Origin of the sequence: Paraburkholderia acidisoli, from assembly GCF_009789675.1 — a bacterium.
GTDB lineage: Bacteria > Pseudomonadota > Gammaproteobacteria > Burkholderiales > Burkholderiaceae > Paraburkholderia > Paraburkholderia acidisoli.
The window spans coordinates 484,308-506,418 of the sequence record NZ_CP046916.1; the positions used below are offsets into that span (position 1 = coordinate 484,308).

The 22,111-nt window shown below is 63.8% G+C and carries 20 protein-coding genes; 6 read left to right on the plus strand and 14 right to left on the minus strand.

The window, feature by feature from the left end; all coding sequences use genetic code 11:
- Positions 1-31 precede the first annotated feature (31 nt).
- The 3 genes from FAZ98_RS30695 to FAZ98_RS30705 all read left to right on the plus strand — a co-directional run bounded on the left by FAZ98_RS30695 (position 32) and on the right by FAZ98_RS30705 (position 2,440).
- Positions 32-1,396, plus strand: coding sequence for an MFS transporter (locus FAZ98_RS30695; protein WP_158957364.1), 1,365 nt, complete (start codon positions 32-34; stop codon positions 1,394-1,396).
- On the plus strand, positions 1,393-2,115 hold the full coding sequence (locus FAZ98_RS30700) for a hypothetical protein (RefSeq protein WP_233273021.1): 723 nt from the start codon (positions 1,393-1,395) through the stop codon (positions 2,113-2,115). The genes FAZ98_RS30695 and FAZ98_RS30700 overlap by 4 nt, the downstream gene beginning before the upstream one ends.
- Positions 2,116-2,197: 82 nt before the next feature.
- Complete coding sequence (locus tag FAZ98_RS30705; RefSeq protein WP_158957366.1) at positions 2,198-2,440, plus strand: cupin domain-containing protein; 243 nt, start codon at positions 2,198-2,200, stop codon at positions 2,438-2,440.
- 2 nt (positions 2,441-2,442) lie between these two features.
- Here the strand turns inward: FAZ98_RS30705 and dld are convergent, their stop codons facing one another.
- The 14 genes from dld to FAZ98_RS30775 form a co-directional block, all read right to left on the minus strand.
- A complete protein-coding gene (gene dld / locus FAZ98_RS30710; protein ID WP_158957368.1) occupies positions 2,443-4,185 on the minus strand; it encodes a D-lactate dehydrogenase in 1,743 nt (580 codons plus the stop codon).
- A gap of 37 nt (positions 4,186-4,222) precedes the next feature.
- Entirely contained in the window at positions 4,223-5,584 is a 1,362-nt protein-coding gene (locus FAZ98_RS30715) for an MFS transporter (RefSeq protein WP_158957370.1), read from the minus strand.
- Between the two features lie 36 nt (positions 5,585-5,620).
- On the minus strand, positions 5,621-6,634 hold the full coding sequence (locus FAZ98_RS30720) for a zinc-binding dehydrogenase (protein ID WP_158957372.1): 1,014 nt from the start codon (positions 6,632-6,634) through the stop codon (positions 5,621-5,623).
- Positions 6,635-6,907: 273 nt separating this feature from the next.
- Complete coding sequence (locus tag FAZ98_RS30725) at positions 6,908-7,909, minus strand: aldose epimerase family protein (protein WP_158957375.1); 1,002 nt, start codon at positions 7,907-7,909, stop codon at positions 6,908-6,910.
- 20 nt (positions 7,910-7,929) lie between these two features.
- Positions 7,930-9,087, minus strand: coding sequence for a mandelate racemase/muconate lactonizing enzyme family protein (locus tag FAZ98_RS30730; protein WP_199272489.1), 1,158 nt, complete (start codon positions 9,085-9,087; stop codon positions 7,930-7,932).
- Between the two features lie 30 nt (positions 9,088-9,117).
- Positions 9,118-9,795 carry an RraA family protein gene (locus FAZ98_RS30735; protein WP_158957377.1) on the minus strand — a complete coding sequence of 226 codons (678 nt, stop codon included), beginning with the start codon at positions 9,793-9,795 and terminating at the stop codon, positions 9,118-9,120.
- 30 nt (positions 9,796-9,825) lie between these two features.
- Positions 9,826-10,806, minus strand: coding sequence for a C-terminal binding protein (locus tag FAZ98_RS30740; RefSeq protein WP_199272490.1), 981 nt, complete (start codon positions 10,804-10,806; stop codon positions 9,826-9,828).
- 73 nt (positions 10,807-10,879) lie between these two features.
- Entirely contained in the window at positions 10,880-12,001 is a 1,122-nt protein-coding gene (locus tag FAZ98_RS30745) for a glycerol dehydrogenase (RefSeq protein WP_325073086.1), read from the minus strand.
- A gap of 10 nt (positions 12,002-12,011) precedes the next feature.
- The gene (locus FAZ98_RS30750; protein ID WP_158957381.1) at positions 12,012-12,764 is read right to left on the minus strand and encodes an SDR family NAD(P)-dependent oxidoreductase; all 753 of its coding nucleotides are present in this window, start codon (positions 12,762-12,764) and stop codon (positions 12,012-12,014) included.
- A 102-nt stretch (positions 12,765-12,866) separates the two neighbouring features.
- Positions 12,867-14,558, minus strand: coding sequence for a GMC family oxidoreductase (locus FAZ98_RS30755; RefSeq protein WP_158957383.1), 1,692 nt, complete (start codon positions 14,556-14,558; stop codon positions 12,867-12,869).
- A gap of 71 nt (positions 14,559-14,629) precedes the next feature.
- Positions 14,630-15,622, minus strand: coding sequence for an ABC transporter permease (locus tag FAZ98_RS30760; protein ID WP_158957385.1), 993 nt, complete (start codon positions 15,620-15,622; stop codon positions 14,630-14,632).
- Between the two features lie 4 nt (positions 15,623-15,626).
- Positions 15,627-16,565 carry an ABC transporter permease gene (locus FAZ98_RS30765; protein WP_158957386.1) on the minus strand — a complete coding sequence of 313 codons (939 nt, stop codon included), beginning with the start codon at positions 16,563-16,565 and terminating at the stop codon, positions 15,627-15,629.
- On the minus strand, positions 16,562-18,085 hold the full coding sequence (locus FAZ98_RS30770) for a sugar ABC transporter ATP-binding protein (protein WP_158957388.1): 1,524 nt from the start codon (positions 18,083-18,085) through the stop codon (positions 16,562-16,564). Before FAZ98_RS30770 ends, FAZ98_RS30765 begins: the two co-directional genes overlap by 4 nt.
- A 26-nt stretch (positions 18,086-18,111) precedes the next feature.
- Entirely contained in the window at positions 18,112-19,140 is a 1,029-nt protein-coding gene (locus tag FAZ98_RS30775) for an ABC transporter substrate-binding protein (RefSeq protein ID WP_199272491.1), read from the minus strand.
- 189 nt (positions 19,141-19,329) lie between these two features.
- Between FAZ98_RS30775 and FAZ98_RS30780 the strand changes: the two genes are divergently transcribed.
- From FAZ98_RS30780 to FAZ98_RS30790, 3 genes are all read left to right on the plus strand, one after another.
- Positions 19,330-20,019 carry a GntR family transcriptional regulator gene (locus FAZ98_RS30780; RefSeq protein WP_158957393.1) on the plus strand — a complete coding sequence of 230 codons (690 nt, stop codon included), beginning with the start codon at positions 19,330-19,332 and terminating at the stop codon, positions 20,017-20,019.
- Positions 20,020-20,101: 82 nt separating this feature from the next.
- Positions 20,102-21,178 (plus strand): lactonase family protein, encoded by a 1,077-nt coding sequence (locus FAZ98_RS30785; RefSeq protein WP_158957395.1) that lies wholly within the window; start codon positions 20,102-20,104, stop codon positions 21,176-21,178.
- Between the two features lie 13 nt (positions 21,179-21,191).
- Positions 21,192-22,103: an NAD-dependent epimerase/dehydratase family protein gene (locus tag FAZ98_RS30790; RefSeq protein WP_158957396.1), complete on the plus strand. Its 912-nt coding sequence runs from the start codon at positions 21,192-21,194 to the stop codon at positions 22,101-22,103.
- The last annotated feature ends 8 nt before the right edge of the window (positions 22,104-22,111 follow it).

Consider the following 22,111-nt stretch of genomic DNA (forward strand, 5'->3'; position numbering starts at 1 on the left):
GAAATAAAATCCACATCACGAGGAGACCTTCATGCAAACCGCTACGCCCGAGCGCTCGTCGCTTGCCATGGCCAACCGCGCCGTGAGCGCCGCCACATTGGGAACGGCGCTCGAATGGTTCGATTTCACGCTGTACGGCGCGGTTGCCGCCACCATCCTGCCCAAGCTGTTTTTCCCCGCGCTCGACCCAACCTCGGCGATCCTCGCTTCGCTCGCGACCTTCAGCGTGGGACTCGCGGCGCGACCGCTCGGTGCGATCATCTGCGGCCATCTCGGCGACAAGGTGGGGCGGCGCAACCTGATGCTCGGCACGGTTTCGGTCATGGGCATCACGTCCGTGCTAATGGGGCTCTTGCCCACCTATGCGCAAATCGGCGTGTTCGCGCCGCTGTTGCTGGTGATTCTGCGCATCGTGCAGGGCTTCGCGCTGGGCGGCGAATCCACGGGCGGGCAGTTGATGGCGCTCGAACACGCGCCCGCCGACCGGCGTGGCAAGTACTCGGGCTTGATCGGCATGTGCGCCCCGTTGAGCCAGATCGTGGCCAACGCGGTACTGTTGACGCTATCCGCCACGATGAGCGCGCAGGCTTTCCTGAGCTACGGTTGGCGTATCCCCTTCGTGGCGAGCGTGGTGCTCGTGCTGGTGGGCATCTACATTCGAGTCCGCGTGAGCGAAACACCCGCGTTCGTGGAGATGAAGCGCTCGGCCATCGCGCAGAAGGGCCGGCCGTTGCACGACGCATTTCGTCTGCACTACAAAACGATTCTGCGCATGATGCTGTTTTTCTGTGGCCCCACGGCGCTGTTCTATCTGGCCGTGGTGTTCACGCTGAGCTATCTGACCAACACGCTCGGCGTGCCGAAGCAAACCAGCTTCATTCTGCTGATGATCGCCAATGCCTGTGCCATCGTCGGCTCGATCGTGGGCGGCCTGGTGAGCGACCGGGTGGGACGCAAACGCGCGCTGCTGTTTGCCTCGGCGGCGACCTTCGTCATCATGCTTTGCTACTTTCCGATGCTCGGCACCAAAAGCTTCGCGGTGATGGCGCTCGCCATGGGCCTCTTCATGGGCTTCACGCAGGTGCAGACCGGCATCCAGCCCGTGGCCTTCGCCGAGGTATTTCCGACCAATGTGCGTTACTCGGCTTCGGCACTCGCGTTCACTGGCGCGAGCCTGTTCGCGGGCGGCCCGATCCCCGTGGTCGCGACGTGGCTCATCAAGCTCGGCAATGGCTCGCCGTGGGGCCTCGTCGCACTGTGCGGCGCGCTCAACCTGCTGTCGTTCGCGATGATCGCGATCGGGCCGGAGACCGCGGGTATCGACATGAATCGCCTCGACAGCGTGGAAGACGTCACGGGCCAAAGCGACGCGCTCGCACGCGGGGCATCGGCATGAACGCGGCGCACGACGCAGTGGCGGCCACGCTGCCAACGATGCAAGCCAAAGGGGCGGGTTTGCTCGCGATCTGGAGCACGGTCACGCGCGAGTTCGAAACCGACTATCTGCACTGGCTTACGCGCGAGCATATTTTCGAGCGCGTGGGCGTGCCGGGTTTCCGCTCGGGGCGCGCATACCGGCGCGCCATCGTGAGCGGCGTGAATGGTGCGGATGCCGCGGAATTCGCGATCGTCTACGAACTCGATCATGCCGATGTGATGTCGAGCGAAGCTTATCGCGCGCGGCTCGACGAGCCCACACCCTGGACGCAGCGCATCATGCCGAAGCTCGGCGGCTTCCGGCGCGGCGGCGGCAGCGTGGTGGCACGCGCGGGTAACACGGCGGCGTTCGGCGCGCGCCTCGGCGTGCTGCGATTCGCCGAGGCGCTGCCCGCGTGCTGCGAAGGCGAGACGGCGCAGCCGCGGCTCGACGCGATCGCGGCCGTGGATCGCGTGACGGGCGTCACGCTCATGCGGGTGGCATCGGACGCGACCGGCATCGTCACGCGCGAGAAGTCGATGCGCAACGGCGAGGAGGGCGCCTTCGCGGGTGCAATGCTGATCGAGTCGCTCGATCAAACGTCGATGCATGCGGCGATCGAAGTGGCCGCGCAGATCGGCGTGGCTGCGGAGGACTTCGGGGTGTACGAGCTGGTGTTTGCGTTCGACCGGCACTGAGGGACCATGCGCGCGGGTTGTCGCCAGCGGAGCGCACGGCCATTAAAGGCGAACGCGGGCGGCACATCGTCGGCGCATCGAAATGGGTGATCGCGGCATCAGGAAAGCGAACCTCACGCCAATTGCCGCAAGCGGATCGATTGGGTCGTATCGCGCGGAGATCGAGCCAAACGGGTCGACGGGAGCCGGTCTTTTCACGACGGTTGCGGAAGAGCAGATTGGCGATGTCGTTGAAGGGCAACTCGAGTTGTTTGTCGGCGGCCAATTGTTGCTGCTCAACGCCGGCGACAGTTTTGTCTACCACGCAAACCGGATGGAAGCGTGAAATCACCCGGAATTGGCATCCTCGGCCGAATGGGCAGGCTGGCAACGGCAGTCGTAAGTCGAGTGGCCCCAGTGGGAAAGCCGTGAAGTCTTTCCTATGCCGGGGTTGAAAGCGTTAGTGGGATCGAGGTTCTGATAGAACTGTCTAAGACTCGCCTTGGCTTCGTAAAGGTGCCCAACATTGTGCTCGGCGGGATACTCTGCACCGCGCGAAGCCAGTAGCGTCAGAATGTCGTCCTTGATCCGGTCGCAATCGGCGCCTTTCTTGACCAGATACTCCTGATGCAGGACATGACAAAAGAAGTGACCGCAGTACATCGTCAGTTCGATGCGCTCTGCGATCTGCGGCGGCAGTCGTTCGAACCAGTCCGTGGCATTGCGCGGCAGCGCGATGTCGAGCGCCACGATGTCTTCCACGGTTTTGGGGTGAACCGCCCGATAGCGAACCATGGCGCCGCCAATCACAAAGCGATTGAGAAACGCCGCCGCGCCTTCCTCCGGCGTGCACTCGAAATAATCGCCACTCGCGGATGGGAAACGCGACGCCAGATACGCTCGCGCCTCACTCACGCCGTCGTTACCCATCTTGAGCAACAAATGATGCTCGAAGCGGTCGCGGTAGTCGATCAACCGGCGTGGCAAATGCGCGGGAAGCAGCCGGCTCACGCCCTGGAGTAACCGGTCGCTGATCGCATTGCCAAGGCCAAATTTTTTCGTGAAGCCGTCGAACGCGCTTTTGAGCGCGAAGGCGCGAGGCACCTTATCGGTTCCGAATGCCTGAATGTAGCGATACATATCCTTGCCGTAGCGGCGGCTGATATCGAATGCCCCACGATGCATGTACTCGCCCGCAATCGGCAGGTTTCGAAAGCCGCTCAGCACGTCGCGGCGCAGCGTTTCGAGTTCGGCCGGGTCGTTGCTGCCAATGTAAAACACCTGAGTCTGTTTGTCGGCCGCGAAAGTATCGAGCCGCAACGCGAACACTGCGACGTGACCGGCGGAGCCCGATGCTTCATAGAGCCGCCGTGGATCGGCGTTGAAACGCGCGGGCGTGGATGCGGAAATGTCTCGCACGTGCGTGCTGTATTCCTGGTCGGACGCGAGCAGTCCATTCGCGGCGGGAATATCCCCGGGTAGTTCGCCTGCATCCAGGCGACCGAGTATGGCTTCGGCGGAGTCGCCCAGATCGATTCCCAGGTGGTTGACGAGTTTCAGTTCGCCCTGTGCGGTAATGCGCGCATGGATCGATAGCTGAGTAAACGCCGGCCCGCGGCGAATCATCGAGCCGCCCGAATTGTTGCAGATACCGCCGGTGACCGAAGCGCCGATACAACTCGAGCCGAGCACCGAGTGCGGCTCGCGATCGAGCGGTTGCAGGCGCCTTTCCAGTTGATCGAGCGTCACGCCCGGTTGGCAGATCACCTGTTCGCCGTTGCGGATCAGGTCCAGCCGCCGCAGACGCATGCCGTTGATCACCACGACGGGACGGTCATAGCCATCCGCAACGGGTGTCGAGCCACCTGTCAGCCCGGTATTCGCGGCCTGACAAATGACGATGACATTGGCGCGATGGCACGCTTGTAACGCGCGCCACATCTCCATGAGCGTACCGGGCTGGACGGCGGCGAGAATCGTGCCGCCGCCATAGCGATAACCCCGCTGAAAACGACGTGTCCTCGCGGCTCCGGTAAAGACGAACCGTTTGCCGACGATACCGGCTAGCAAGGGGATGAGGTCATCATGCATGTTGACGGCTCCGCGGCGCGATGTAAGTCAACTCGAGTCAGCTCGTTACGCGTGACAGGCTATTCGCACTCTGCGTCTCCTGTTCCGAAATGATGGGCTGACGGACATAAAAATGATACGCGACCGCGCCGAGCACCGACACCACCGCCGAGGAAAGAAAAACCAGCGTAAACGAGTGCGTTGCGTCCACCAGCATGCCCGCCACGAGCGGCGACAAGGTCGCGCCGAGAAAGCCGCCGAAGTTCTGCACCGAAGCGGCCGACGCAACGGTGGAAGGCGCCGTTACCTCGGCCGGCAGCGACCAGGCATGCGCGACGACCGCGCCATTGAATCCCAGCGCGAAAGCCATCAGAACGACGGCCACGGGCAGTCCGGCGGCCTGACCGAACATGGCGTTGAAGGGCAGCAGCGCCAGTACCCCGGCTTGCAGCAGAAGCGCGACAACGATCGTAACGCGCTTGGCTTTCAGCGTGCTCCAGCAGGGGCGCCCGGCGAGTTTGCCGGAAACGACGCCGCTCGCGATATCGCCGATCATCGCGCCGATCCAGGGCACGCTGGCCGCAATGCCCAATGAGGAAAACTTGAGCCCGAACTGCCGGATGATGAACATGGGAATGAAGATGAGGAAGATCTGATACACCCACATGTTGCAAAAAAAGCCGGCCATCATGCCCCACATGCTTTGGCGCCGGAACATCGTCAGCCAGGGCACGCGCGTATCGTGCACCGATGTGCGCGTACCGCCGTCCTGCTCGATATACGCGCGCTCTTCCGGGCTCAGGCGCGGGTTCCGGTCCACGTCGCGAAAGCAGGCAAAGAAAATCACCGTCACGGCGAGGCCTGCGGCGCCCGCCAGAACATACATGGTCCGCCAGCCGAATTGCGCCACCACGAAAACGAGCGCCGCCGTGAAGAAGGCTGGCCCGATCTTGAGCGCCGCATCCCAGCTCGCGTTGGCGATGCCCTGTTCCTTCTTCGGGAACCATTGCGTCACGATCTTGTTCGTGGACGGCAGGGACGGCGACTCGGCCACGCCGAGCCAGGCTCGTGCGAACAGAAATGCGCCGAAATTCTGCGCGATACCCATCGCGGCGGTCGCCGCGCTCCAGACGAGCACGGAAATGCCGAGCAGCTTGCGCGGGCCGAAGCGGTCGATGAACCAGCCGGACGGTAACTGGCCGAACGCATAGAACAGGGAAAACGCGCTCCCCAGCAAGCCGATGTCCGTGGCCGTGATTCCCAGTTCGGATTGCATCGCGGGTGCGGCAATGGAGAGCGTGAGCCGATCGATGTTGTTGACGAGCGCGATCAGGCACAGCAGGCTCAGAACGAACCAGCGCTGACGTCCAGCGGGTTTGGGCAGCGCGTTCTGGTTTGCCGCGTGTTTTGTTTGAAGCATGAACAGGTGTCTCCCTTCTTGTGTTCTGGCGGTGAGTTACGGTGTGTCGGACCGCACCGCAATAAGCGATTTTCCGGAGAAGCTGCGATGCTTGAGCGCATCGAGGCGTTCGGCGAGCGACTCGAAATCTCCCACGATGTGTGTTTCGATTCGTAGTTGCGAGTGATCGACGAGGTCGAGAAAATCGACGCCCATCGCAACGAGGCGTGCCCAGTCTGCGTCGTTGCCATAGCGATGTAACGCGCCGAGCGCGACCTCATGCAACGAAAGCGACACGCCGAACGGCTCGCTGGGCCAATCCTGAACGCGGCCTTGCACGCAAACCAGATGACCGTTCGCCGAAATCGCGGGCGCTAGCCGGGCCGCGTGCGCACCGTCGACGCTATCGAGAATCGCGAAGTAACGTCCTTCGTTCTGCGTCGGCCACATACTGGACGCATCGAGCGCACCTTCGAAGCACGCGCCCGCGCCGAGTTCGTGCAACCGCGCCCAATGTCGTGGATGACACATGACATCCACTTCGAATCCGCGCCTGACGGCCAGTTGTAGCGCATAGAGGCCCACGGCGCCGCCCGCGCCGCTGATCAACAGGCGAGCGCCCTTGCGGTCGGGCAGCTTGTCGAGGGCGAGGCAGGCGGTCAGCGCCGGGCACGGCACGCTTGCGGCACTCTCCCAGCTCACACCCGCCGGGACGCTCAACAACGCACGCGCGGCGACCGGCGTGTATTCGGCGAAACTGCCCGGCTTCGCGAGACTCGTGTGATAGGCGACGCGCTTGCCGAGCCAGTGCGGCTCGACGTCCGCGCCGACCGCGGCGACGATGCCCGCGCCATCCACGCCGGGAATTTTGCCCGCACGCCAGCCGGCATGATCGCCGCGCAGCATTTTCCAGTCGACAGGATTCAGGCCGATTACGGCATTGCGCACCAGCACTTCGCGGCTGGCGAGCGGCGGAGCATCGACGGTTTTCAGTTCGAGTGAAAGCGGATCGGCGTGGCCGGTCCAGATCCACGCCCGCCCGTGGCGGGGCGCGCTAGTGTCCGTTTGCATGGGTTCGACTCTCGACGGGTGATGCGGGTGAACAGCGTGGCTGAAGGCCGACGGCGCGCTTCAGCGCTTTCCAGCACGCGGTATCCGGCTAAGGACAACGCCCGCCAGGCGATCCGCGAACAGAACGGTCAACGTCTCGGCGGACCCCGGTGAGAGCTCGCCGGATCGGCCGGCGGCACGGCGCGCGACGAGGCCATGGTGCTGTCTCGCTTCCATTCGCTTCAGAAGCTTGAATAGCGGCTCGAAGCGGCGGGAAATTGGCCTTTTCATCGTCTATTCAGAAGACAACGCTGCGGACAGCGTGTAGCGAATCGTTCGCGGCGCGGACGCCTCGAAGCGAAATCCCTCGCGTCCGGCCAGCGGGTGGTGGGAGGGCGGCGTGACGACGCGTCCGAGATCGAAGAAGCCGCACACCGGTTCGACTCCCAGCGCGAAGTTCCTGCCGGACCACGGCGCATAGTCGCGTCCGCCGTTGCTGATCCAGAGAACGGCGTCCGGGAAGTCGTCGGTGTTCCAGTCGAGCTCGACGTCGGCGTTGTCCGCCGGATAGCGCAACACGAACGGCGGCCGGCACGCTTCGAGCTGGACGAGTTCCTCGGTGATCCGGGGCAATGGCAGCCGCGTGACGTCGAGCGGCCCCTCCGGCGTGTCGAGCGCGCGCAGCGAGTCGAACGTGCGGTTGGTCGCAATGCGCGAGTACCGCGGCTCGACCGGAACGGGGTAGGTGTGTACCGCGCGGTATGGGCACGCCAGCACTTGCACGCTTTCTTTCGGCACGGCGAAAGTGGGGTGAAGCGCGAATGGCAAGGTGATGTCGCGACGTACCTTCACCGTTAACGTGACAGTGAGCGCGGGCGCGTCAGCGCTGGCTTCGATCACGCGGTGCAGGCTTTCGACGGCGCTATCCTGCGGATAGTCGATACGCAGCGCGACGCGGTGTTTCGTGTGCTCCACGCATTGCCACAGGTGATTCGAACTGAAGCCATGGCGCCATTCGTCGCCCGCCTCGCGCGGCGTGAAGCCAGCCGGAAGGTTGTCCGGCACATCGATCGTGCCGAACGGCACGCAGGGCCATTCGCCGCGCAACGCGCGCATGAGTCCCGGCCAGGCCGGATCGTCTCCCCACGGGGCCACGTGAAGCGGAGAAACACTGCGACCTGAACCGATATCGAAGCGCACGGGCGCCAGCATGCCGCCCATGGCCTGGACCGTGGCTTCGCCGTGCGCCCACTTCAACGTCCAGCGTTCATTGTTCTGCATCGTGATGTTCTCCACGTTTTTCGCCTGCTGCGGCCTCAAGCTCCGACGCGAACCGCCGTTCTGTCGAAAAATGCCTGATCCAGTTCGAAACCGAGGCCCGGGCCTGTGGGCACGTTCAGCCAGCCGCCCTGATGTTCGAGCGGCTGTTTGACCAGCGCGGTCCTGAACGGGTGTGACGACGTATCGAATTCGAACAGGGGTTGATCGGCGAATAGCGAGTAATGCGTATCGGGCGTGGCGGCGATCATATGCATTGACGCGTACTGGCCGATCGCGGTGCCCCACACGTGCGGATTGACCTTCACGCCGTTGACCTGGGCGAGCGTGTTGATATGCCTGAGCGCCGTGAAACCGCCCGCGAGACAGATGTCCGGCTGGGCGATATCCACCGCGCCCGCCTTGAACAGATCGTGAAAACCATACATGGAAAATTCCGCTTCGCCGCCCGCCACGGGCGTGTCGATGGCGTCGCGCACGCGCCGGTAGCCGGCGAGGTCTTCGGGCACCACGGGTTCCTCGATCCAGCGCAGCTTGAAGTCGGCGAGCGCGCGGCCCAGGCGGATCGCCTCGTTCGCGCCGTAGGCGTGATTCACGTCGATCATCAACTGCGTGCGAGGGTCGAGTGCTTCGCGAATGGCGTGCATCACGGCGATATCGTCGTCGAGACCGAAGCCGAGCTTGACCTTCATGATGGAAAAGCCCGCCGATTGATGACGCCTCGCTTCGAGCGCCATCTCGTTCGCCTGACCTTGCCCTTCAGGCCGGAAAAAACCCGTTGCGTAGCATTGCACACGTTGACGGAAAGCGCCGCCGAGCAACTGCCAGACGGGCTGCTTCGCGACCTTGCCACAGATATCCCAGAGCGCGATATCCACCGCGCTGATCGCGCCGAGGACCACCCCCTTGCGGCCGAAATCGCGCGTACGCAGATACATGTTGTTCCACAACACTTCCGTGTCGAGCGGATTTTGACCCACCAGAAGCGGCTTGAGCGCGCTTTCGATCACGGTGGCGGCGATCTCCGGCGGTTGCAGGCCCACGCTGAACGTTTCCCCCCAGCCTTCGAGGCCGTCGGTCGTGCGGATTCGCACCACCGTGGTCGAGCGGCCGGTGACCCAACCCTGGGAGTACGCGAAGGGTTTGTCGAGCGCGGTTTTGAGTACGAACGACTCTACACTTTCGATCTTCAACATTCTTCTCCTGAAGAGATGCGTGGCCGCACCTCAGATGCGCCCGAACTTGTCGAGCAGATCCTGGAAGGTCTTGCCCTCGAGAACCATTTCGCGCATGCGTGCTTCGTTATCGGCGATGGTTTTCGCGCGCTCGTAGACGGCGGCCATATCGGCCTGCGGCACGATCGCCACGCCGATTTCGTCGGCAACCACGAGATCGCCGGGATTGACGATCACGCCGCCACACGAAATCGGCACGTTGATACTGATCGGCTCGCGGCGGCCGCTGATGGCCGTATGAGCCTGACGCGGGCCCGAAACCTTCGCCGAAACCGGGAAGTCGAGATACTTCGCTTCGTCGGTATCGCGGCAACTGCCGTCGATCACCGCGCCGACGACGCCGGCATTGCGCGCGAGGCCCGTCATCAAGCCGCCCCAGATGGAGGTTTCGGTTTCGCCGAATGCGTCGATGACGATGACATCGCCCGGTTTGGCAACGGTGAAGACGTCGAGACAGTCGACGATATCGCCCGCGGTCAACTGCACGGTCAGAGCGGGGCCGATGATCTTGCGATCGGCGCCTTTCGGCTTGATGTCGTGACGCATGGTGCCGTTGCGCTGCAGGGCGTCCGAAACCACGCAAGACAGTGACATGACGTCGGCCATGGCGACAAAACGCGCGATCAGTTCGGCGTCCACTTCGCGGCGCGGGTTGATAGTCGTGCTCATTGTCGAATTTCCTCCAGGTGGATTGGTTGATTAGTAGCCGGCGTTGACCGGGTTGAGCGGCTTTTCGCCGAGCAGGACGGCGCGCACGTTTTCCGCGGCAACACGGCGGGCCTCGTTCAGCGCATCCTGCGAGATGTACGCCACGTGAGGCGTGACGATGCAGTTCTCCAGTGCAAAGAGCGGGTTGTCTTGCGGAGACCAATCCGACTGCTTGGCGGGTTCTTCTTCGGTGTCGTCGAGCGCCGCTGCTGCGATATGGCCGCTGACGAGGGCGTCGTAGAGCGCGCGATTGTCGACCACCTTGCCGCGCGCGCAGTTCACCAGCAGCGCGCCGGGCTTCATCGCCGCCAGCGCTTGCGCGTCGATCAGGTGATGCGTCTGTGGCGTGTAAGGGCACATGACATCGATCAGGTCGGCGCGCGGCAGCATCGCTTCGAGCGAAACCTTCTCCACGCCGTGAGATGCCATCAGGCTCGCGCTGACGAACGGGTCGTAGGCGACGATCTCGAAGCCGAACGGATGCAGCTTGCGGGCCATGTTCTGCGCAATCCGGCCGAAGCCCACCATGCCGAAGACACTGCCGCGCATGCGGGCAATCGGCCGGTTCCATTTGCTCCAGTGCCACTCGCCGCGCCGCGTGGACGCCGTATAGGTGGGAATCGAGCGGAAGATGGTCAACGCCATGCTGATGGAGTGGTCGGCCACTTCCTCGATGCAATAGTCCGGCACATTCGTCACCACGATGCCCGCCGCGCGCGCCGCGTCGACATCGAGAATATCGACGCCAATGCCATAGCGCGCGATGACTTTGCAATGCTCGAGCGCCCGGATGGTTTCGGCGGGAATCTTCGCGTACTGCTGCATCAGCGCGTCGGCATCGCTCGCGAGTTCGGCGAGCCCTTCGCCGGTGCGCGACTGCAGGCCGATCACCTGTGCACCGATGGGTTCGAGGATCGCGCGCTCGATGTCGAGGTCTGGATAGTCGTAATCGGTCACATATACTTTGAACACTGCGTTTCCTTTTATGGGTTGATTGATGCATGCCGGTGCGAGCGCCGCGCGCGCCGCACGAACAGACCTGAAATCAATGAACGTTTCGTTTTGCGTATCGGTCCATGGCGATCAGCGCAGTGACGACCATGCCGGCCGTTACCGTGTAGGGCTCGTTGTGAATGATTTCGCCGTGACGGCACGCCCGTTCGGCAACCGTTTCCAGCGCTTCGCCGTCGTCGGCATCGACCCCGATATCGGCAAGACGGGTCGGCAAGCCGACATCGCGGCAAAAGCGGAATACCGCGAGGCGTTCGCGGTCCGGCGCCGGCCACAGGAAGAGCGACGCGAGCGTGCCGACCGCCACCTTCTCCCCATGAAGGAAGCGGTGCGATGAAGGCAATTCCGCGAGGCCATGATGAATCGCGTGCGCGGCAGCCACGCCCGCCGACTCGAAGCCGATGCCGGACATCAGGACGGTCGCTTCGAGCGTGGCGTCGAAGTCGGGTGTGACGAGGTGAGCACGGCAGTCGTCCACAGCCTGCACGGCATGCTCGAATAACGTGTCGCGACATAGCCTGGCCGTCTGCAGCGCAACGGCGCTGGCGTGGCCACCGCAGAGATTGGCCGCGTGTGCCTTGTGACACGCCTGTGCTTCGTACCAGGTGGACAGTGCATCGCCGATTCCTGCAATGAAAAATCGCACCGGCGCGTTGGCAATGACCTGCGAATCCACCAGCACGAGATCGGGATTGCGCCGCACGAACCGGTCGTGCACGACACGGCCATCCTTGTCGTAGATGACCGAGAGTGCGGAGCAGGGCGCATCGGACGCGGCGATCGTCGGTACGCAGACGAACGGCAGACGCAGGTTGTCGGCGGCGGCGCGCCCCGTGTCGACCACTTTGCCTCCGCCCAGCGAAACGACCATCTGCGCGCCGCTTGCACGGATCCATGCGGTGGCGTCGCTCACCGAACGTTCGGTGCAGGCCGCGTCCGTCTCGCGCACGTGTAGCCGTACGCGTCGCGCCTGGGCGACCACGGTGTCGCGCAGCGTCACGACGTTGCTATCCACGAGACAGGCGGCCGACGAGCCGAATCGCGCGAGTTCGTCGTCGAGCGTGCCGAGCGCTCCGGCGCCCTGTACGTAGCGAGAGGGAAAGACGCTCGTTCTCAACATGATCCGGGGCGCGCTTGCTGATCGGTTTCCATGCATCCGCTCACATTCAGCCAACGACGTAGCCGCCGTCCACCGCGAGCGTGGCGCCGGTCACGTAACGGGAGGCGGGCGTCGCGAGAAAAATGGCCGCGCCAACGAGGTCGTCGGCTTCGCCCCAACGCTTGAGCGCAGTCCGCTCCGCAATCTTGTGCGCGGCGGCTTCCTCGCTCCATAAGCCCTGGGTCATCGCCGTGCGGTGATAACCCGGTGCGATGGCGTTGACGCGCACCCCGTCGCGCCCATATCGATGCGCGAGCGCGCGCGTGAGGCCGAGCATGCCGCTCTTGCTCGCGCAATAGGCGGGCACTTCTTCGTCGGCGAGGTAGCTGAGCATGGACGCGATATTGATGATCGAGCCGCGCGCTGCCTTGAGCAGCGGCATCAGGGCAGTCGAAAGACGCATGGCGCTGACCAGATTGATGTCCATCACGTTCATGAACGTGGCGTCGTCGTATTCCTGGCCGGGGCGCGAGATGCCCTGTGCGTTCACCAGAAGATCGAGGCGATCGAAACGCTCCGCGTACGAGGCGAGCGACTCGCGTGACGTCACGTCGAGAGCATCGAACCGCAGGTTCTTGCGATCGTTGGTGTCCACCAGCTGGCGGATTTTTTCGGCGGAGCTGCCGGTTGCCGTGACGCTGGCGCCGAGACCCGCGAGACCTTTCGCGATCTCGAGGCCGATTCCACTGGTGCCGCCCGAGACGAGCGCGGTTTTTCCGGCAAGTACGTCGGAAGCGAAACAGGAGAGAATGTCGTTCATTTATCGTCCCCTCAGGAGTCCTTATATAAAAATCGGTTGCGGTGCAGCGGGCGCGACTCGCGGTGGCCGGACGTCAGCCAGCCGCGTGTGTTAGCCGATTGCTTAGAGCACTTGCATCACAGGTGGCGATTCCGCAACGCTGTCTCGCTGCGTGGGCTCGCCGGGCAGCGTTTCGCCCATCATCAGGGAGACGCCGCGATCCGCTACCGCATACGTGGTCGCGACCGTGTTGCCGCTGATGATGGTCGGCCACGACGACGTGTCGAATACGCGCAAACCCTGAATCCCGCGCACGGTCAGGTCGTTATGCAGAACCGCCATCGGATCGTGGTCCGCGCCCATGCGCGCGGTGCCGGCCGGGTGATACACCGTCTTGACGGTGCGGCGGCAATGCTCCGCGAGCGCTTCGTCCGACGCGGCCGTTTCCGCACCCAGCGCGCTTTCGTCCGGCAGCACGATGCGCTCGACGATGTCGGCCAGCGGTCCCGCGCGCATGATGCGTTCGGCGCGCCGCAGGCCCGCGATCGACAGCCGCAAGTCGTCCGGGTGCTGGAGGTAGTTCGGATAGACAATGGGCGTCGCGTTCGGATCGGCCGTTTGCAGCGACACGCGCCCACGGCTCTTAGGCCGCATCACGCAGCTGTTCAACGTGAAGCCGTAGGTGGCGCGCGTCGACGTCACATCCGGATCCAGGTACACGGTCGGCAGGCAGAACATCTGGATCGACGGCGCGCCACTGGCATCGTCCGGATTGAAGAACGCGCCCGCTTCCACCGCGTTGGACGCAACCGGACCGTTGTGGAACGCGAGATATTGCAGACCGTTGCGGATCTGGTTCCAGCCGCGGTCTTGATTGAAATAGCCGTACCGTCCATTGCAGAACGCGACCACCGGCACCTCGTGATGATCCTGAAGGTTCTCGCCAACGCCCGGCAAATCGACCTTCATGGGAATGTTCAAGCGCGCGAGTTCTTTTTGCGGGCCGATACCGGACAGCATCAGCAGCTTGGGCGTGACCAGCGCGCCTGCCGTGAGAATCACCTGGCCGCCTTTGATCTGCTCGCGTTGCGAGCCGCTTTGCACTTCGATGCCGGTGGCGGTGTTGCCTTCGATGAGAATGCGCGTGACCGTGGTGCCCGTTCGAATTTCAAGCCGCGAATCGTCCATGACGGGCGCGAGAAACGCGTCCACACCGCTGCATCGGCGGCCACGGAAGGTCGTGGTCTGGTAGAAGCCGGTCCCCATCTGCGAGCCGCTGTTGAAATCGGCATTGAAGGGCAGGCCGGTCTGCTGCGCCGCGAGAACGAAGGCGCGCGATACGTCGCTGAGATTGGCGCCGTCCGACACCTTCAGCGGTCCGGACACGCCGTGAGCGGCGTTGTTGAACGTGGTGTTGCCTTCGAGTCGCACGAAGTGCGGCAGCAGGCGTTCGTAACGCCACGACTCGTCGCCGGTAAGGGAGACCCAGTCGTCGTAGTCGCGTGCCTGGCCGCGGATATAGACCATCGCATTGACCGAGCTGCCGCCGCCGAGCACTTTCCCCTGCGGAATGGAAGGCTGGCGGCCGTTCAGATGCGCGTGTTCGGCACTGCGGTGAAACGTCATGTAGTCCCGGTTCGTCAGCAGTTTGACGAAGCCGGCGGGCATGTGGATGAGCGGATTGCGGTCGCGCGCGCCTGCCTCGACGAGCAGGACGCGCGCGCCGTGATCGCGCACGAGGCGCCCAGCGGTCAGGCATCCCGCCGCGCCGGCCCCGATCACGATGAAGTCGTAGTGTTTCTTGGCGTTTGACATGGTTGAAACCTTCAAAACCTGTTCTGGTCCGTCCGCGCCGCCAGCAGTTGGCCAGCGGCGGGCAGGCGTGCTCAGCGGCGCGTGCGCGCCATTCCCGCGAGAATGGCCGCGCTCGCGATCGCGAGACCTTGCACGATCAGCTTGCCCGACTCGCCCGCGCCGTAGGCATTGAGAACGTTGAAGAGCAAGGTGAGCGCGAAGGCCGCCGCGCACGGGCCGATCAGGCCGCCGCGTCCGCCGCCGAAGGTGATGCCGCCGAGAATCACGCCGGCGATCGAGTTCATCACCACGTCCGTGCCCACGCTGGTCGTGCTGACGCCCACGTAGCCCGAGAGCAGCAAACCGCCGCCGGCGGCGAGCAAACCGGCCGCCACGTGCGAGGCGATAAACACGCCTTCCACCGGCAGCCCGGACAGGGTCGCCGCGACCGGATTGCTGCCCACGGCCTTGAGCAGGCGGCCGAATACCATGAAGCGCAGCGGGATCGCGAGCAGCAGCAGCGTGCCCACCCAGATGACGGTGGCGATGGGGACGACGCCGAGCTTCGCGCTGCCCAGCGTCTGCACCGGGTCGGGCACCGAGCCCGGACTGCTGCCGGAGCTGAGGAACAGCACCGTGCCGGTCAGGATGGATGCCATCGCCAGTGTCGCGATCACGGCCGACGCGCGGAACTGCGTGATCAGAAGCCCGTTGACGAGACCGATCCCACCGCCCACGGCCAGCGCGCCGAGAATCATCGCCGGAGCCGACATGTCGTTGAGCGGCGCGGTCGTGATCAGGTAGTTCGTGAGCACGAAGATGCCGCCCACCGAGAGATCGATCGACCGGCACCGCATCACGATCATCTGCGCCGCGACGGCGAGCCCGAGCGGGGCGGCCTGCCGCGCGATCACCATCTGGAACGGCAGCTGCAGCAGCACGGGGCGGAAGAACACGCAGAACAACAGCAGCGCCGCGAGAACGAAGAGGGACGGCGGCACGGCGACCACGATCTGGCGGACATTGAAGCGAGGCGCCGCGCGGAGCGCCAGCTTTCCGGCTTCGGAGGCAGGTTGTACGGGCATGGCGTTAGATTCCAATTTCTTTGCGACGACGCAGGCACACGGCGAACAGCAGCAACGCGCCGTTGACCACGGACAGCAGGAAAGGATTGACCTGCACGATGTTCATCGCGTTGCCGACGATGCTGAGCAGCAACGCGCCGAACACCGTGCCGAGCGGACCGCCGATGCCGCCGCTCAGTTGCGTGCCGCCGAGCGCGACCGCCGCCACGGAGTCGAGTCCGTAAGAGGTGCCTACCCACGGATCGCCGGAAGAGATGCGCCCGGCGAGAAAGATGCCCGCCACGGCGGCGAACAGCGCGCAGATCACGTACGCGGCGATGGTCGTGCGCGCGACGGAGACGCCTGCGAGCGCGGCGTTGTCGGCGGCACCGCCAACGGAATACACATGCAGGCCAAGACGCGAGCGATGCAGGAGTGCCCACGCGACCCACACGGCCAGCACGACCCAAAGCAGCGCGATGGGTACGCCGAGCACCGTATCGCTGACGGCGGACGGAATGACCGGCCAGACGCTGCCGCCCGGGGAAGGCTGAACGAGCAGCACGATGCCCTGCAGGATGGTGCCGGTCGAGAGCGTCATGATGATCGGGTGCACGCGAAACCGTGTCACGCCGATGCCGTTCACGACGCCGATCAACGCGGCGCTCAGAAGCGTGAGCGCAATGGCGAGGACAGGCGAGCCCGTGGTGGCCAGGATGCAGGTGGACAGGCTCATCACGACGCCCACCGAAAGATCCAGCCCGCCGGTGAGAATCGGCAAGGTCTGCCCGAGCGCGACGACGAGAAGCGGCGTGGCCTGAACGACGAGGTTGCCGAGATTCTGCGGCGTGCGGAAACTGCCGAACGAAATGGCGAGCGCCGCGACCGCGATCACGAGCAGCAGGCCGGAAACGTATTGACCGCCGGTGCGGTCGGCTCGCAAGGACATCATGCGGTTGATCATGCTGGGGCTCCCGCGAGGGTTTCGGTGCGCGCGACGGCGGCCTGGAGAATGTCTTCTTCCGTGGCGTTCTTCGCTTCGATTTCCTTGACGATGCGGTGATCGCACACCACGAGCACGCGGTCGGCGAGACCGATCACCTCGGGCAGTTCGCGCGAAGTGAAGATCACCGCGCCGCCGCGCTCGCAGAACGTGCGCAACGCGTTGTAGATTTCCACTTTCGCGCCCACGTCCACGCCGCGAGTGGGTTCTTCGATGAGGAGCACGTCGGCGTCGATGGCGATCCAGCGCCCGAGCATCACCTTCTGCTGATTGCCGCCGGAAAGGTTCACGACGGCTTGTGCCGTGCTCGCGGCGCGGATGCGCAATTCGTCCGAGAGCCGTTTGACGAGCGCCGTGAGCGCATGCGCGGGCGCCCACGCCGGTTTGCGCTGATGCACGCCGAGCGTGAGGTTGTCGCGAATGGGCAGGTCCAGATACAAGCCCTCGCCCTTGCGGTCTTCGGGCATGAACGCGAGTCCATTGGCCAGCGCGCGGCGCGCACCGGCGCGTGCCCTGAACGTGACCGGCCTGCCGGAGCGGCGCTGCAATTCCAGCTTGCCGTTGCAGCCTTTCGCCACGCCCGCCAGCGAGCGCACGATCTCGCGCTGTCCCTGGCCTTCGAGGCCGCCGAGTGCGACGATCTCGCCGCGCCGCACTTCGAAGTTCACGCTGGCGCGGCCCGGCGCCGTGCTGAGTTCGCTGATCTTCAGCGCAGGGCCGTCGTGATGATCCGCGCGCGGCGGATAGAGATGTTCGACGTCGCGGCCCACCATCAGCGAAAGCAGCCGGTCGGGATTGAGATCCGCAGTCGCATACGAGCCCACGAGCTTGCCGTCCTTGAGCACCGTCGCCGTGTCGCAGAGATCGAAGATTTCGCGCATGCGATGGGAAATGTAGAAAATGCATTTGCCCTGATCGCGTAGCTTGAGCAGCAACGATTCGATGCGTTCGACGTCTTTCGTGTTCAATGCGGCGGTCGGCTCGTCGAAGATGAAGATATCGGCGTTGACCGCGAGCCCTTTCGCGATTTCGACCGATTGCTGCTCCGCGACGGTGAGCGAACTCACGAGGCGGCGCGGGTCGATCTGCAAGCCGATATAGCCGAGCGCCGCGCGCGCCTCTTCTTGCATGCGCCGCCGGTCCACGCTGAACACGCCGCGTTTCGGCTCGCGTCCAAGGAACATGGTTTCGGCAACCGTGAGATTGCCAACCAGAGAGAACTCCTGGAACACGGTCGAAATGCCGGCGTTGAGCGCGTCGAGCGGTGAAGAAAACTTCACCGCCTTGCCTCGCAGCAGGACTTCGCCTTCGGTCGGCGCGACCACGCCGGCGATGATCTTCATCAACGTGGATTTGCCTGCGCCGTTTTCACCCGTAACAGCGTGAATCGAGCCGGCTTTGCCGATGATCCCGACATCCATGAGCGAGGGCACACCGTCGTAAAGCTTCGTGATGTGGCTCGCAGCGACTAACGTTTCCATGACGCGTAACTCCGCCTGACTACTTGTTACTTGTTGCCGTAATACTTCTTCAAATCCGCTTCGGAGAGCGAACTCGGCGCCCAGTAGTTGTCGTTCAGGTCGGGACGGTAGAACTGCGCGAAATTGGCCTTGGTGATCGGCGCCGGGCGCAACACGTAGTGCTTGTGCAGCGACTCGCCGTTGAGCAGATCGACGGCGGCGCGAATGCCCGCCGCGCCTTGTTCCGAGGGAAACACGGCCGCCATGGCGTTCGCGCCGCTGTTTTTCCATGCGCGCATGAAGCCGTTGTTGCCTTCGCCGGTAATGGGCGGAACGGGCTTGCCGAATTCCTTGAAGACGTCGATACACGCGCGGCTCATGTCGCCGCCCGAGGACCAGATGCCGTCGGGATTCGGGTTGCTGAGCATCAGTGACTCGCACACCTGCTTGCCCTTGTTATACGACCAGTCGCCGTATTGCTCCGAGGCGATCTTGATGTTCGAACCGGCAAGCGCTTTGCGCAGACCGTCGTAGCGCATGGTGTCCGCCGCGATGCCGGCCTGACCGCGCAGCACCCAGATGTTGCCCTTGCCATGCAGCGTGTCGACGAGGAACTTGCCGCCGACCTCGCCGAAGTAGAGCGATTCGCCCTGGATCTCGGTGGTGTAGGCGTCGGTATCGACTTCGGTCGAATGGACGATCACGGGAATGCCGGCCGCCACCGCTTTCTTGATCACCGGCGTGAGCGCCGTGTACGAGACCGGCGCGATGATGATCGCGTCGACCTTCTGCGCGATCATGTCTTCGATGTCGGCGATCTGCTTGGCGGGTTTGGAGTTGGCATCCGCAAAAACGAGCTTGGCGATGTCCTTGTGTTTGGCGGCTTCCGCGTCGGTTTCATGCACCATCTGCGTCATCCAGGTGTTGCCAAAGCCCCAGATGCTGAAGCCGATTTTCCACGGGCCAGCCTTCTTGTACTGGTTCGGCGCGGTCATGGGATTGGGACCCTCGCGCACGATGGCGCCGGGCATCAGGACCGGCTCGGCGGCCTGACTGGCCGCGCAAGCAAAGGTCATTGCGGCTGCAATGAGGGTGCGAACCAAAAGGGCTTTTTTTTGCTTCATGTCACTTTGTCTCCGGGTTTGACTTGCGTTATCGCGTTGCTTGGCACCGCTCGTTCTGTAGTGTAATATTTCACATGTTAGATGTTGATGTCAACACAATCTGTGACCAGCATTCGCAATCGATTGATAGGAGCCGTACCAATGAACCGCGGGTTTACGCCGATTCAGCACACCCATTTGACCGACCAGGTGTACGACGCCGTGCGCGCCCGCATCCTGAGCCGCGCCATCAAAATCGACGAACAGATCAACGTGGACGAGGTGGCGCTCGAGCTGCAGGTCAGCCGCACACCCGTCGTGGACGCGATCAAGCGGCTGGCATCGGATGGGCTGGTCGAGGTGAGGGCGAGACGTGGGACGTTCGTTCGGGGCATCACCGAGAAAGACGCGGTCGAGATCTTCCAGGTGCGCGAGGCGCTCGAGCTGTACTCGGCGCGACTTGCGATCAACAGTCCCGAGAACCCCGAGTTGACGAAACAGATGCGCGCGCTCATCGACGAGATGAGCGGGTACATGTCGGATGGAGAATTCAAGGACTATCTGGCGTTCTCGATGGCGGACAGCGCGTTCCACAACACGCTGATCGACGCCTGCGAGAACGAGCGCATGAAGAGCAACTACGAGAATCTGAACATCTACATGCACATCATGCGCAGCCATTACTACCGGCCGCTCGTGCCGCCCAAGCGCGTGCACGCCGAGCACCTCGCCATCCTGGAGGCCGTCGTGTCGAAAGACCTCCCGGCGGCGGAGCGCGCGATCAGCCAGCATCTCGCGTCCACGCGCGAAAAGATGATCAACAACATTCGCAACAGCGGCGGCGTGCTATAGCACGCGGCCATGAATCGCTTTGCCCGTATCGGTCCGCGCGCTCCGGCGTGATGGGCCGACCATAAACAAGGAGACGAAACAGATGCAAGCACAGGGCACACAAGCATTGCTCGTTGTCGGCACGTATACCTTGCCCATGCCGCACGTGAACGGGCAGGGTAAGGGCCTGTACGTACTCGGCTTCGATACCGCCACTGGCCGGTTGAGCGAGCGGTCGATCCAGGAGGCGGTCAATCCTTCGTACGTCGCGTTGTCGGCCGATCGCCGGCGTCTATACGCGGTGCGCGAAGTCGATGGCAACGACGGTCCGGGCGTGAGCACGTTCGAACTCGATCCGCGCACGGGCGCGCTGCGTCTGTTGAACGACACGCCCACGCCCGGCGGCTGGCCGTGCCATGTTTCCGTCGACAACGATGTGTCGCTGCTGCTCGTTTCGAACTACGCGACCGGTGAAGTGCTGCGATACCGGCTCGACGCGCAGGGTGTGCCCGCCGAGGCGCCCCAGTTGCTGAAGCGCGAAGGCAGCGGCCCCAATGCGGCCCGTCAGGACGGCCCGCACGCGCATTGCGCGCTCGTGAGCCCCGACAAGCGGCATGTCTATCTTGCCGACCTTGGTATCGACGGCGTGGTCCGGCACCGGCTGACGGATGGCGCGCTCGACGAAGCGATCGACACGGTGCTGCCCGCCGCGGCGGGCGCCGGGCCGCGGCATCTGGTGTTCACCCTGTCCGGCAAGCACCTGCTCGTCAACTACGAGTTGTCGTCGACAGTCCGCATGTATGCGCTCGACGAAACCGAACCGCGCCTCGTTGGCGAAATCTCCACGCTGCCCGAGCTTTTCAAGGGGGAAAGCGCGACGGGCGGCATGCGCCTGCACCCGTCCGGCAAGTTCGTCTATGTCGGTAATCGTGGCCACGATTCGGTGTTCGCCGCCAGGATCGATGAAGCGGAAGGCACCCTCACGCCAATCGGTACATGGGCTGTGGAAGGGCGAACGCCGCGCGATCTTCGTGTCTCGCCCGACGGGACATTTCTGCTGGCCGCTTCCCAGGATGACGGCTTCATCCGCGTGTTCTCCATCGACCCGCAAACCGGCGCGCTGAGCGACACGGGCCACACCCACGCGATTCCCTCGGCCGTTTGCATCGAATTCATTTAAGGAAGGCGACACCATGAATCATCCAATCCCTCGCTGCGTGATGGTGACGGGTGCAGGCGGCAACCTCGGGCACAAGGTCGTCGAAGCGCTGGCGCGAACCGACTGGTGCGAGCTGGTTGTCGGCATCGACCGCAGCGGCGATTACTCGAAGTTCTCCGACGTCGCCCGCAAACGCCTGCGCCTCGTTCAGGGCGACCTGACGCTGCGCTCCGGCGAGTGGACGCGCGCCATGGAGGAAGTGGACGCCGTCATCCACTTCGCCGCGCTCAACCCGGTGCCGGACTCTTCGTGGCCGGATTCCCTCGCGTCGTACGAGATGACCTCGAACCTCTTGATGGAATGTGTGCGCGCGGGCGTCGGCCGGTTTGTTTTTGCTTCGTCCAATCACACGATGGGTGCCTATAAAGACATGCCGTTGGCCGCGAAAATGGGTCCCGGCCGTCTGACGACCCGTATCGCGACGGCGCCGGGCACGAAATGGCACGATGGCACGCGCGAGTTGCATTCGCTCGCGTACGGCACGGCGAAGGTGATGGGCGAGAAGCAGTGTGCTGCGGTCGCGGAACTCTCGGGCGGCAAGCTCAGTACCGTGTCCGTGCGAGTCGGCTGGGCGCTGACGGGCGAGAACCGTGCGCGCGATATCACGCACTCCGGTTCGCCCGCATCCACATCCGACGTGTCGACGCTCGACGACGAAGCGCGTCGCGCGCTGCGCTGGTTCCGCAACATGTGGCTCTCCAATCGGGATCTGGATCAGCTGTTCATCCGTTCCGTTCTCGCGCCGAGCGATCAGTGGCCTTCGCAGGCCATCATCGTGAACGGCGTATCGAATAACGAGGGCATGGACTGGGACCTGAGCGACGCCACCGCGTATCTCGGGTATCACCCCGAGGACGATGCGTACCGGGACATTGCAAGGTCATAACGGAATCC